At 58.0% G+C, this 12,627-nt stretch carries 13 protein-coding genes and 1 pseudogene; 1 reads left to right on the top strand and 13 read right to left on the bottom strand.

Going from position 1 to position 12,627, the window contains the following annotated elements; translation table 11 throughout:
* Window positions 1–31: 31 nt before the first annotated feature.
* A pseudogene (locus tag LNA76_RS18020) lies at window positions 32–115 on the bottom strand (ESPR domain-containing protein); the annotation flags it as partial.
* The gene (locus LNA76_RS00260) at window positions 112–1,401 is read right to left on the bottom strand and encodes an EAL domain-containing protein (protein WP_230017578.1); all 1,290 of its coding nucleotides are present in this window, start codon (window positions 1,399–1,401) and stop codon (window positions 112–114) included. The pseudogene LNA76_RS18020 and the gene LNA76_RS00260, both read right to left, overlap by 4 nt.
* Window positions 1,402–1,971: 570 nt before the next feature.
* Here LNA76_RS00260 and LNA76_RS00255 point away from each other — a divergent pair.
* Entirely contained in the window at window positions 1,972–2,535 is a 564-nt protein-coding gene (locus LNA76_RS00255; protein WP_094198414.1) for a recombinase family protein, read from the top strand.
* A gap of 100 nt (window positions 2,536–2,635) precedes the next feature.
* On the opposite strand, the gene gspF is transcribed toward LNA76_RS00255, so the two are convergent.
* The 11 genes from gspF to gspG are packed head-to-tail and all read right to left on the bottom strand — an operon-like array spanning window position 2,636 to window position 12,606.
* Window positions 2,636–3,838, bottom strand: a complete 1,203-nt coding sequence (gspF, locus tag LNA76_RS00250; protein WP_230017577.1) for a type II secretion system inner membrane protein GspF — start codon at window positions 3,836–3,838, stop codon at window positions 2,636–2,638.
* Window positions 3,839–3,852: 14 nt separating this feature from the next.
* On the bottom strand, window positions 3,853–5,271 hold the full coding sequence (gene gspE, locus LNA76_RS00245; RefSeq protein WP_094197497.1) for a type II secretion system ATPase GspE: 1,419 nt from the start codon (window positions 5,269–5,271) through the stop codon (window positions 3,853–3,855).
* Window positions 5,268–7,577, bottom strand: coding sequence for a type II secretion system secretin GspD (gene gspD / locus LNA76_RS00240; RefSeq protein WP_094197498.1), 2,310 nt, complete (start codon window positions 7,575–7,577; stop codon window positions 5,268–5,270). The genes gspE and gspD overlap by 4 nt, the downstream gene beginning before the upstream one ends.
* Window positions 7,578–7,590: 13 nt before the next feature.
* Window positions 7,591–8,337: a type II secretion system protein N gene (gene gspN, locus LNA76_RS00235; protein WP_108727858.1), complete on the bottom strand. Its 747-nt coding sequence runs from the start codon at window positions 8,335–8,337 to the stop codon at window positions 7,591–7,593.
* Window positions 8,334–8,885, bottom strand: coding sequence for a type II secretion system protein GspM (gspM, locus tag LNA76_RS00230; RefSeq protein ID WP_230017576.1), 552 nt, complete (start codon window positions 8,883–8,885; stop codon window positions 8,334–8,336). The genes gspN and gspM overlap by 4 nt, the downstream gene beginning before the upstream one ends.
* Window positions 8,882–9,850 (bottom strand): GspL/Epsl periplasmic domain-containing protein, encoded by a 969-nt coding sequence (locus LNA76_RS00225; protein WP_230017574.1) that lies wholly within the window; start codon window positions 9,848–9,850, stop codon window positions 8,882–8,884. The genes gspM and LNA76_RS00225 overlap by 4 nt, the downstream gene beginning before the upstream one ends.
* A 4-nt stretch (window positions 9,851–9,854) precedes the next feature.
* A complete protein-coding gene (gspK, locus tag LNA76_RS00220) occupies window positions 9,855–10,715 on the bottom strand; it encodes a type II secretion system minor pseudopilin GspK (RefSeq protein WP_094197502.1) in 861 nt (286 codons plus the stop codon).
* Entirely contained in the window at window positions 10,712–11,311 is a 600-nt protein-coding gene (locus tag LNA76_RS00215) for a PulJ/GspJ family protein (protein WP_094197503.1), read from the bottom strand. The genes gspK and LNA76_RS00215 overlap by 4 nt, the downstream gene beginning before the upstream one ends.
* Window positions 11,308–11,667 carry a type II secretion system minor pseudopilin GspI gene (gspI, locus tag LNA76_RS00210; protein WP_094197504.1) on the bottom strand — a complete coding sequence of 120 codons (360 nt, stop codon included), beginning with the start codon at window positions 11,665–11,667 and terminating at the stop codon, window positions 11,308–11,310. The genes LNA76_RS00215 and gspI overlap by 4 nt, the downstream gene beginning before the upstream one ends.
* Window positions 11,664–12,161: a type II secretion system protein gene (locus LNA76_RS00205; RefSeq protein WP_230017572.1), complete on the bottom strand. Its 498-nt coding sequence runs from the start codon at window positions 12,159–12,161 to the stop codon at window positions 11,664–11,666. Before LNA76_RS00205 ends, gspI begins: the two co-directional genes overlap by 4 nt.
* The gene (gene gspG / locus LNA76_RS00200; protein ID WP_094198415.1) at window positions 12,136–12,606 is read right to left on the bottom strand and encodes a type II secretion system major pseudopilin GspG; all 471 of its coding nucleotides are present in this window, start codon (window positions 12,604–12,606) and stop codon (window positions 12,136–12,138) included. Before gspG ends, LNA76_RS00205 begins: the two co-directional genes overlap by 26 nt.
* Window positions 12,607–12,627 lie beyond the last annotated feature (21 nt).

Raw genomic sequence — 12,627 nt, 5'->3', positions numbered from 1 at the left:
ACTTTCCCCCTTTTACGCAAGAAGAGCTGCGCTTTCCTTTCGCTGTCTTGTTCTCTGAAACGGCAACAAATGTTCCAGTTTGCTCATTCCATATGGTTTTATAGACGTGATTCATCTCTGTTCCTGATCCTTTAAGGAATATCTGTTGAGTGCAAAGTTGGTGTGTGTGGGGTTGAAACTGTCTCGAACGGACAAAGGTTCCGCCCCCTCCCATGGGGGTTGAACGCAAGGAGATGTAATGAAGTAGCCCTGGACGGCATGCACACCGGCATCGACACTCAGCCGGAAATCCTGCTCCGTCTCAATGCCTTCTGCGATGACGTATTGGCTGATGCCACAAGAGGCCTGAACCCAGGAGTTCAGGGCGGCAATACCGTCCCTGTGCCGTGCTTGATGCACCAGGGTCTTATCAATCTTGATGACGTGAGGGCGGATCTGACGGGCCAGCTCCAAGGTGTTGAAACCAGCTCCGATATCATCAATGGCCACCTTGCAGCCCAGCCCGCGCAAGGTGCAAAGCAGCTTGGCGGCAGCCTCATGGTCAAAGACGCAGGCCGTCTCCGTGATTTCCAAAGTCAGGCGACTGGCTAACTGCGGAGCATTGCCCAACACAGCAATCAATAGTCGCCACCACGGCCCGAGCTGCAAGGACAAGGGAGAAATATTGCAGGCCAGGTGAATGTCCGGATAACGCTCCAGGAGCTGCACCACCGACCAAAGCACACTGGCATCAAGGCGTTCCGTAACATGCAAGCGCTCAATCGCCTGCACAACGGGTGCGCACGAGACTGACTGAAAGCCTGTGCCGGCATCGTCCCAGCGCAACAGCACTTCGTAGTACAGAACGTGATCGTGGTCCTGGACAAAGACAACGGGTTGAAAGGACAGGGCAATCTTGCCGTCTTGCATCTCTGCAAAGAAACGGGTTGCCAGCGCCATATCTTGTCGAGTCTGCTCGCAGTCCTGAGACTTGAGCTCGGAAAAGGCAATCGTGCTTGCCAGCGAACGCAGATGAGGGGGGTAAGCCGGCTGGTCAACGGATGCTTCCACCCAAGCCAGTACCACATTCACAAGGATGCGCTCAGTGCCACACCTGACTGGCTCATAGCACAGGGCAGCCTTGCATCGTTCGAGAAACAGATCCTTGTCAAACTGGGAGTGCAAACGGCAATCGCTCAAGCCGATCAGCACCGCACAGTCCAGTACCAGCATATCGCTACGCGCCACGCCACAAAGACGCAGACGCTTCTGAATGGCGGACAAAAGAGCTTGCCGAAACACCCCCCCACCGTACGCCTGCGCAAGAGACTGCACACTGCGCAGCCCTAACAACAGATAGCTGCCCGAAGGAGTCGCTTTCTGCAACCAGCAAGACAAAGACTCTACCGACTGGACGCCCATTACGCGCCCCGCATCGCCGGCCGACACTCTGGACGCTGAGCCTGAATCAGCGCTTTACTTTCAACCGGGCTACGGTCAAAAAGCCTCCTTTATGTCAACATCATTTCCATAACAAATAGACACGTTTGTACGTGGAAACTACGCTGAAAAGGATCATTTCGATGCGCTATTCGGTTGGGACTAAAAGGAGGCTTCTTGTCAAAATTACAGGCCTATTTACGCCTTTTCTTAACCATTGTTGACTCTTGCCTATGGCTAGCTGCAACGTTCTTCAGAAAGTGCATCGGCCAGACCTACTTCGTGTTGACACACATGTGCCAGCCGCTAACACTTAATCAGTATCTGCATCTGAAACACAGCGTTAATAAAAAATTACGTAATAGTTTTTATTGCAGTACGAGCGACCTCAATCGCCGTTTACGTGGCAGCAGGTTTGCATGCGGTTAGTAAAACTTGACATCGCGTGGCCAACATTCCACTAGACCATCCTTGGGTTTACTAAGATCGATTGCATTGAGATGTACTCGAGTGGGGGGGGAGGCTGCGCTTTGCGCTAGAAAGATGGGTACTATGAGTAAGAAATATGGATATGCACGCGTTTCAACACAGGATCAAAACCTGGACCTACAGATCGCGGCTTTAAAAAAAGTGAATTGTGATCATATCTATACGGATAGAGGAATATCCGGGGCTAAAGCCTCACGTCCAGGACTGAATCATCTGCAGCAAAAATTGAAATCGGGCGACACGCTGATTGTTTGGCGTCTAGATAGACTGGGTAGGTCATTGCGTTATTTAGTCGATACCATTGATCGCTTGGGCAAAGAGAATATCCATTTCATTTCCCTGACGGAAAATATAGACACCACAACGTCAGGCGGCAGATTGCTTTTTCATATGATGGCCGCCCTGGCCGAATTTGAACGATCTCTGATTAGCGAACGCACTCGCGCGGGAATGGCAGCGGCACGTGCCAATGGCAGACCACTAGGCAGACGCCCTGCCCTATCGCCTGCTCAACATCAAGAAGCCCTTATTGCGCTGACAAATCATGTTCCACTGAACATTGTGGCAAAGAAATATGACGTCCACCCCAGGACTATCCGCCGCATCAAAGCCATGTCCTCCTCATAGCTAAAACAACGCCGGAACAAAAGGGCCACTGTCATTGCCGGCAGCGGTCAATATGGTGGCAATGCTCTAAATAGAAAAAAAGCAGAAACACTGCCACCTTTTACTGCACCAGCTGATTCATCTCGATAATAGGCAGCATCACGGCCAGCACAATCAGCAAGACCAAGCCCCCCATCAGCAAAATCATCAAGGGTTCCAGCAAGGCGGTCATGGTCAGGGCCTTGCGCTCCAGTTCAGTCGACAAGGTCGTGGCCGCACGATCGAGCATAGGGGCCAGTTCGCCAGTTTTTTCACCGCTGGCAATCAGTTGTACCAATAATGGCGGGAACAAGGCACTGCGTTGCAAGGCAGTCGCCAAAGGCAGACCCTCGCGCACATGAATAGCGGCCTGATTCACCGCATCGCGCAAGGCCAGATTCGAGACCGTACGTCCTGCCGCTTCCAGAGCGGTCAGCAAAGCCACATTGCTACCAGCCAGAATCGCCAGCGTGGCGGCAAAACGAGCAGTATCCACACCCAGCAAATAGCCCCCCAGAACGGGCACGCTTAACAGCCGCCGATGAAAGGCCAGCTTCAAGGCCGGTTGTCGCAACAGGAAAGCGGCCAGCACAGCCAGCAGTAGTAACACCACAAACAGCACCACACCCCAGTCGCGTAACAGATCGCTGGCGCCGATCATCACGCGCGTGAGCATGGGCAATTGCTGTTTGGCTTGGGTAAATGCGCCCACCACCTGGGGGACGACATAGCTCAGCAAAAACACCACCATCGCCACAGAAATCAGGCTGACGATGGCGGGATAAATAAAGGCTGTCAGCACCTTGCCGCGCAAGGCTCCGCTATCTTCGATAAAGCTGGCCAGACGATCCAACACTTGTTCCAGTTCACCGGACTGCTCACCTGCCCGCACCAATGCTCGGTAAATTTCAGGAAAGTCACGAGGGTGATTGCCCAGGGCATCGCTCAGGCTTTGTCCTGCTCGGATATCAGCACGCAAGGCTGCCAGCAGTTGCACCAAAGGCCGACGCGTCGCCTGCTCAATCACCACTCCCAGGCTGGCCTCCAACGACAAGCCCGCCGCCACCAGACTGGCTAACTGACGAGTCAGCCAGGATAGCTCGGTGCGGCGCAAACCCGCACTGCGGGCACGAGCCACAGCACGACTGCGCCCCGCTTTCAGGGAAACGGTCAGCAGACCTCGGGACAGCAATTGCTGGCGCGCCAGACGCTCGCTCTCGGCCTCCAGCACCCCCCGTTCGCTGCGACCGGCCTGATCCACGGCCTCATAGTGATAGGTCCCCATACTGTCCTGCCCGCCTATAACTCGCGCGTGACGCGCAATACTTCTTCAGGCGTACTGACACCCTGCTCCACCCACCGCTGAGCATCTTCACGCAAGCTTCGCATGCCCGATTCACGCGCGGCCTGACGCAAGGCGGGTTCGGCTCCGGCGTCATTTAACAAGTGCTGGGCACGTTCATCGATGCGATACAGCTCATGAATCCCAGTACGCCCCTGATAGCCCGTATGGGCACACTGTTGGCAACCTTCAGGGCTAGCCCGGTATTGCCCCTGCTCGGCAGGTTGACGGCAATGTCGGCACAGTTTGCGTATCAATCGCTGGGCCAGCACACCCCGCAAGGTAGAGGCCAGCAAAAAAGGCTCCACCCCCATATCCACCAAGCGAGTGGCCGCAGACACCGCATCATTGGTGTGCAAGGTAGCCAGCACCAAGTGGCCAGTCAGGGAAGCCTGCACCGCAATCTGCGCGGTTTCCAGATCCCGGATTTCTCCGATCATGATGATGTCCGGGTCTTGTCGCAATATGGCGCGCAAGGCGCGCGCGAAACTCAATTCAATACGAGGGTTGACCTGCGTCTGGCCGACGCCAGGCAAGTCATACTCAATCGGATCTTCGACGGTCAGCACATTGCTGCGTGCCGTATCAATGCGCCCCAAAGCGGCATACAAAGTCGTGGTTTTACCGCTGCCGGTAGGCCCGGTGACCAGCACAATGCCGTGTGGTTGATGAATCAGCTCATCGAGCTGAGCCAAAATATCCGGGGCCATGCCCAGACGCTCTAGCTCCAGTTGCCCGGCTGACTTGTCCAGCAGGCGCATCACGGCGCGTTCGCCATGTCCGGTAGGCAGAATCGAGACACGCAGGTCCAGCGCCCTGCCTCCTACTTTCAAGGCAATACGGCCATCTTGTGGGAGCCGCTTTTCGGCAATATCCAGGCTGGCCATGATCTTGATACGGGACACCAAGGCTCCGTGCAAGGCCCGGCGCGGGCTGACGATATCTCGCAAACGGCCATCCACCCGATAGCGCACGACCGAGTGGGTTTCATACGGCTCCAGGTGAATATCACTGGCGCCATCGCGCACGGCCTGGGTAAACAAGGCATTGATCATGCGAATGACCGGCGCATCGTCCTGATTTTCCAGCAAATCGGTGACAGCGGGCAGTTCCTGCATCAGTCGATCCAGGTCCACCTCGTTGGCAGCGGCATCCACCACGCTGGCAGCATCGTCGCCCTGTGCATAACTGGCATCAATCAAGGTATCCAGTTCGGCATCTGGGATTTGCCGCTCGTCCAGCTCGGGATAGCGTCGCCGCAACTCCACCAAGGCCCAATCCGGTGTGCGCTCGCTAATCACCAGCGTGCCCACACCTTGCTGCTGCGTCAGCACCGCGCGGTGCTGACGTGCCCAGGAGTAAGGCAGGCGGGTCATAGCGTCTCTCGCAGGTCTACCGCAGCGGACGAACCGGCGGCCTGTGGCAAGACCATGTGTCCCGCATCAGGGTGAAACCAGGTGGAACGATCCGGCAGTCCAGTCTGCACGGCACGCATATAGTTGTAGCGGTCCAAAGACAGACTCTGGCTGTCCTGCGCGTTACGCACGATATGCGGACGCAAGAACACCATCAAATTGGTTTTTGTGCGCTTGCGTTTCTCGTACTTGAAAAGGCTGCCTACCAGCGGAATATCTCCCAGCAAAGGCACCGATTGTGTACCGTCCTCAATCGAGTCTTCCAGCAAGCCACCCAGCACAATGATCTGGCCATCATCCACCAGCACATTCGTGCTCAGCGCACGTTTGCGTGTGACGGGCGAGTTGGCCGATACCGACATGGCTGTATCGATACTGCTGACTTCCTGATAGAGCGCCATCTTGACGGTGCCCCCTTCCGAGATCTGCGGGCGCACTTTCAAGGTCAGCCCCACGTCTTCACGCTGAATCGTCTGGAACGGATTGCTGGCCCCGTCGCCCGTGGTGGTGTATTGGCCCGTCACAAAGGGAACAGTACGGCCCACCATGATGCTGGCTTCTTCATTGTCCAGCGTCATCAAGTTAGGAGTAGACAGAATATTGGTGCCCCCCTGGCGCTCCAGCGCTCGCGCCAGTACACCTAGATTGACAATCTGCTGACCCAGCACGTTCACCGTGCCTTTCACCACACCCAGGCTCAAACCAGCCGCCAAGGAATCAAGCGTCGTTGCCCCAGCCTTGGTGATACCGCTGCCGCCCAGATTGGCACCGCCCACAAAGCCCGAGCCGCCGTCCGAAATATTGCCGCCGCCCGTCATCCACTGAATGCCGAACTCGGCCGCATTTTCTGCATTCACCTCCACGATCAAACTTTCGACCAACACCTGAGCGCGACGTTGATCCAGTTGGTCGATCACTTCACGCAAGCTGCGGTAGACCGGATCGGGGGCCGAGATAATCAAGGTATTGGTAGACGGGTCGGCTTGAACAGTCGCCCCACCGGCGCTAAAGGCCACGGTGCCACTGGCATTATTAGCGGCACTCAAGCCCATCTCGCCTTGGGACTGACCTGCTGTTGCCGACGTTTCCATTGCCTTGGCCGCGCCCGTGGTGCTGGAGGCATTGCCAGCAGGAGCCAGACTATTGCTCTGTTGCTGTCCACCCGTTGCCGCACTACCTGAGCCGGATTGCCCGGTCAAAGCAGCCCGCAACACTTCAGCCAACTGTACGGCCTGGGCATTACGCAAATAGACCACATGCAAATTGCCCTTATTGCTTTCCGGGCTGTCGATACGGCGTATCAAATCCCGCGCCAAATCCAGCCGAGCCGGACTGCCTGCCCGCACCAACACGGAATTGCTGCGCGGATCGGCCACCACCGTGATGCGTTGCGCCACATCATTTCCCGGAGTATCCAGCATTTGGGATGCCAAGGCCGCCACATCCAGCGCCACCCCGTAATCAATCGGGATGATGTCCGTATTCAAACCGGCAGGGGTATCTATCCCGGCGATCACCTGGGCAATGCGATCCAGATTATCACCATAGTCAGTCACAACCAGGGTGTTATTGGAGGGGTAAGCATTGATAGGATTGTTGGGCGAAATCATGGGCCGCAACACGGGAACCAGGGCCGTGGCATTTTCATAACGCAAGGTGAACACACGGGTTTCCAGCTCGCCACTGCCGCTGGCCCCGGCACCTGCGGCACGCACGGCACCGCCCTGTTGACGCGCCTCGGTTTCGGGCACTACTCGGCTGACCTTGCCATTGCGCAATACAGCAAACCCTTGCATCCGCAAGGCTGACAGCAACATCTCGTAGGCAGTGCGGGCGTCGACCGGCACCTCGGACACCAAGGTCAGTTGCCCTTTTACACGCGGGTCCACAATAAAGTTCTGGCCGGTAAAGCGCGCCAAGGCGGCCACCACCCCGTCCAGCTCAGCATCTACAAAATTCAAGGTAATGTCGTTGCCTTGCGGAAACTCGGCCGGGTCGGGCAGGTCGATCGGAGCGGCCCGGCCCCCGACTCGCTGCGGAACCCGACGCGTCACGGCAGCAGAAGGCGTATTGTCATTGGTAAAGCGCGGATCAGCCTGGGTACTGCGTACAGGCGTCTTGCCTACCGAAGCAAAAAACGAAGAAGGATCCGGGCCGGGCTCAGGTTTCTGACCTGTGCTGGCACAGGCGCTTAATAGGACGGCGGCCCCCAGACTTAAAAAGAAGCGAGGGCGCAGCCCAGGAAGTCGTTTGGTCAAGGTACTCATAGTCAAAATATGGTTATTCCTGCTTGCTAGTCGTTGTGGCTATTCGCCATTGGGTCACACCCTGACGCTGAGGCCCCAAGGCCTCTAGTAACTCTTTGAATCGTTGATCGTCGGCCTGCTTGGCTTGGGCACGTCCTTCAAACAGCCCGCCTGCCGCCCCCCACTGACCCTGACCTGCCAAAGTCAGATCCCCCGCCAGGGTTCGCAGGCTTAGCTGCACACCCTGGCCCTTGCGGCTGACAGCCAATTGGTAATCACCCAGCTCGGCTTGGGCCGCCAAAGCCGAGCGCGCATTGCGCCAATCCAGCTCCAGCAAAGGTCCACTTTCAGCGGCCAGCGCCTGACTGGGCCAGCGCAACTGCAACTGCCCTTGCGGTTGTACGGTCTGCAACAAGGGATGCAAACGCCCTAAAAGCGCAGCGGGAACCGTTAGGTTTTGGCCAGAAATGCGCCAGCCTTGCAGGCTGGCTTGCAAGCGCACAGGCTGGTCCAGCCACGCATGGCTTACTTCCATTTGCGGCCAGGGCGTCAAACGCCAACGCCAACTGACAGGGCCGGGAACAGTGCGAGCCAACAAACCCGACCCCACCACCAGCAGACCTTGCCCGGAAGCCAGATTGCCGTGAGCCGTTTCCAGTCGTAGCGGCAATTGCTCCGGCTGCCAGATCAACATCATGCGGGCAGGCAAAAAGGGCACGGCGGCCAGCAGCAGACACACCGCCAACAAGGTCCAGGCCATGATTTTGGTCAGTTTCTTCATGCAGGCTCTCCTGCACCCAACACAATACGGCCATCCAACAAACCTGCACGTTCGCGGCTATCCACCACCGAGCGACTCAGGCTGACTTCTTGCACGGCAAAGCCCAGCACACGAGGGGCGTGCATCAACCAATCCATCAAGGCAGGAGCGGCCACGGCCTGGCAGACCAGAACACGCTGCTCGGCCAGCGACGCCTCTGTCTGACATTGGGTGCCCAAAGTCTGCAAGCTGCGCTGCAAGGCTTTGTCTTGTCCTTGCGCGTCAACCGGCGCGACCAGCTCTTTATCCAGGACCTGAATTTGCGACAACACAGTTTGCAGTTGCGCCATCTCATACTGCAGGCGCGGCAGCTCTTGTTTTGCCAAGGCCAGATCACGAACAGCGGGACGTAACAGCAACAACCACAGAAGCATCACAAGCAGCACAGCCCCCAATACCGACAAGGCCAACTGATCCCGACGGCTCAAGGCTCGCCAGTACTGTCGGGCAATGGCAAGCTTGTTATGGACAGTCAGCAGTACAGGCTGAAAGGCGGAAAATTTGCTCATTGCTGCCCCCCTTGCTGGCTGGACGCTTGCGCTGCTTTGTTCAAACCGATCTCCCACTGGCGGGCCGACTCGCCCTGTTTCCACTCCAGCTCCGATTCAGCAGGCAAAGGCGGTGCAGGCAAATCGCTGGCCAGTGTCAAAAGCAACTGTTGGTCCTTGAAATTCAATGCACGCACCTGTCCTTGCAAGGCAGGCCATTGCACAGCACTGGCCATCAACAACCGATCAAAAGGCGCCGAGGCCGGACTTTTATCGGCCAGCAAGCCGTCACGATGCTGTCTGGCCTGCGTCAAGGGCGCAACAATGACAGGCAAATGCGGCAAGGCTTGTCGAACAGCCTGCTCCATCTGGGTCTGTACCTGTTTCATCTGGGAGCGCAAGGACTGCGCCTGCTGCTGCAAGACCAAGGTCCAGCTCAATACGGCGGCCAGAGTCCACCACAGACTTTGGCGCAGCACGCTGTTCCCGCCGCCACTGGCGGCCATCTCCGGCATCAACAAGGAGCAAGCGGGTACTGTCAGCATTTGACCTTGGCCCTGCCTGTCTTGCTCATGCCCCTCGGACCAGGCATAGACTCCACTGAGAGGGACTCCGGCCTGGCGCGCTTGCTCTCCCAAGGCCAGCAAGGGCTGGCGCTCCGTCCAGACTAATTGACTCATACCGGCAGGCCCCGGTGCCGAGCAGGCCACCCACACCTGTTCAATAGGGCTCAAACACAAAGGCTCGACCGCACTGCAGGCCACGGCCTGCCGCCGCGACGCACTGACTGAAGGAATACGCGCCTCAGTCACCGTTGCCATCCCGGCCGGTAAAACCAGCTCCAACGATCGGGCCAGGGCTTTGAACTCCTGAATCGCTGCCCGGCCACGGCGCAATACCTTGGCACGCTTGTCGCGCAGCACAAAGTCCACCGGCTGATCCAGCCTAGGTGGGGAGTCCAAATAAATACGCAGCACTTTGCTCATCACTTCAACGAATCCAGACAATCCGGCTGCGGTCCGCAGCCCTGTTAATCAGGGCCTGGGTCGCTACCCGGCTATGGTCAAGTCGTAACTGACCACTTAATAAAAACCACTCACTGCGCACGGTCAGCGTTTGCCCCTCCAACGCCTCCTGACGTTGCAAGCGGGCTTGGACATCGGCCTGATCCCGGAACCACTGGCCCCGGTCGCGCTGCGCCAACAGGCCACGCCACTCAACCAGACTGACGGAAGGCTGCACCGCAGCCAGCACCTGGGCACTGGCAGTATTCACATTCAAGGATTTGGCTTGCGGCAGGTAGCTGAGATAAGGCTCCAGTTGCTTGGCCTGTTGCACCGCATTGGGGAAAAAGTCCTGCAAATGGGAGGGCCAGGGCGCTTGTCCAGCCTGAGCCCGTTGCAGCCGCTGGGCCAACTCCAAAGCCAACGAGGGTTCCTGCTGCACGCTGCCCAACAACTGTTCCAATGCCTGCACGTAGCGGGCCTGGATCCGGCCATCGCTCAGCAATAAAGCCAGATTGAATTTGCCCTGCTCGTCCTGGATATAGCCAGAGAAGTAAGCCGCACGGGTCTTGTCGGGAGTCTCTATCTTCAACTCACTCAGAGCCTGGGCCCACAAGCCGCCTTTATGCGTCACAGCCGAACGCTGCGAGTCCAAACGCAAGACCAGCACGGCCCAATCCAGCGCACCACGCAGCAGCCAGTTGGCCTGCATGTAGTCACGCTCGCTGGCCAGTTGCGTTGCCAGTGCACTTTGACGCTGCACAATGCCCATAGTGGCAATGGACACTGCCATCACGACCACCAGCGCATTGATCACCGCCATGCCTTGTTGGGATCTGCGCTTCATAGCAGCATCACCACTTTGCGGTATGGATGCTCCTGCCCTTCCAACTGCACCGTCAGCTCTATGCCAGTCGCCGCTGCTCCAGCCTGCTCGGGCCACGGCCAGCTTTGCCAGCCACGTGCCGGAATCCAGATACGCAAATTCCAGGCAGTGACCTGCTCCAGCACAGCTTGCAAAGGCCCCAGCTCGGGCAAGGGATACACCGTTCCTGCCTGGGCAATGGCCCGCTGCAACACACCCTGCTGCAAACGCCATTGAATCTGCTGGGTTCCCGCGCCAGCATCGCTACGACGTTCAATCATCAGGATGGCCGGGCCTTCACCCTGGGCTTGCCAGCGAATACTGGCGGGCAGTACTGCCATCGCCCCGGTCGGGTCCACGGGGCCTGGCACGGGGGGCAGATGCAGCTCCAGATCCCGTCCCATTTGAGCCAAGACATTGAACAAGGCCTGGGTCTGACGTGCCTGCTGACCAAGTTGCTCATCCGCATGCAAGACCGCATCCAGGCCTCGCCAGGACATCAGGCTGATCAAGGCCATGATGGTCAAGGCCACCAGCATTTCAACCAACGTAAAGCCTTCCTGGCCAGTATCTGTCATGGCAAGGACGCCAAGGTCGCGTGCAGCTCGGCCAGCACGGGGCCTTGGGGCAAGGCAGCCTGTACCGTTACCTGACGAAAGAAGCGATTGGCCGTGGCTTGCACGGTCTGCTTGCACTGCAAATTCAAGGAACCTTGGCGGCAAGGCACCACGGTTTCACCCGGATCGGGAAACAGGCGGCGCAGACGCATCTCGGCCACCACACCGTCAACGGCCAGCAGAGCCAGGCTGCGCTCATGCATGGCCTGGCTGCCAGAAGCACTCAGGCCCAGCGCACGCAATCCGGCGGTCAGGGCCACCGATACGATGGCCAGCGCAATCAACACCTCAATCAAACTCATGCCACGCTCTGTCATGACTGCACATCAAAACGGCCTGTCGGGTCGCTGCGAAGATGCAGTACCTCGTGGCCATCATCCAGCTCCAGCAGACGCGGCGCGGACAACCATTCATTCACAAAAACCCAGGGCCCGGCTGGCTCCAGGCGCACACGCACTGATTCCAGCGTCCAGGATCGCTGGGGAAACAATTGGGCAAAACGAGCCTGATCGCGCAGCCAGCCCACAGTGGGGCTGGAGCCATCGGTAGCGTCCGGAATCAGGCTGAAACGATAGCCCTGCTGATCCGCATTCCAGGCGACGCTGCGGCCACTTTCGCGCACATAGCTTTGCAACTGCGCCAGACGCAGGGCCAGTTGACGGGCTTCCCGCTGTATCCCCTGATCCCGGTCCAGTACCAGCACGCTTAAACCTGCGCTGCTGACAATACCCACGATCAACAAGACCACCAGGGTCTCGATCAAGGAAAAGCCCCGCTGTGCCACATCAGTCCCAATTGCCGATATCGGCATCACTACCCGCCCCGCCAGCCTGACCATCCGCCCCCAGCGAGAACACATCGATCTCGCCATGCACGCCGGGTTGCAGATACTGGTACGGATTGCCCCAAGGGTCGTTAGGCAGACGGTCCATATAAGGGCGCCAGTTGCGTGGCTCGGGAGGCTGAGCGGGGCGCTGGTGCAGCGCCGCCAAACCTTGAGCCGTACTGGGGTAACGGCCGTTATCCAGGCGATACAGCTTCAAGGCCTGTGTCAGCGCGGCAATATCCTGACGGGCCGCGACGGCACGTGCCTGATCGGGCCGGTCCATCAGGCTGGGGACAACCAAGGCCGCCATAATGCCCATGATGACCACCACCACCATGACCTCAATCAGAGAAAAACCTTGTTGAGCGCGGGACTGAACCGATCCGGCCAAACGACGCGCCGGACTGCGAGATAAAGTAGATCGAGACATGAAGGAAATAAGCCACCCAAA

The sequence above is a fragment of the Alcaligenes sp. MMA genome (genome assembly GCF_020907215.1).
In the GTDB taxonomy this organism is placed as follows: domain Bacteria; phylum Pseudomonadota; class Gammaproteobacteria; order Burkholderiales; family Burkholderiaceae_B; genus Alcaligenes; species Alcaligenes aquatilis.
Note: the sequence above shows the minus strand (reverse complement) of the source record. Positions and strands in the feature narration are given on the sequence as shown.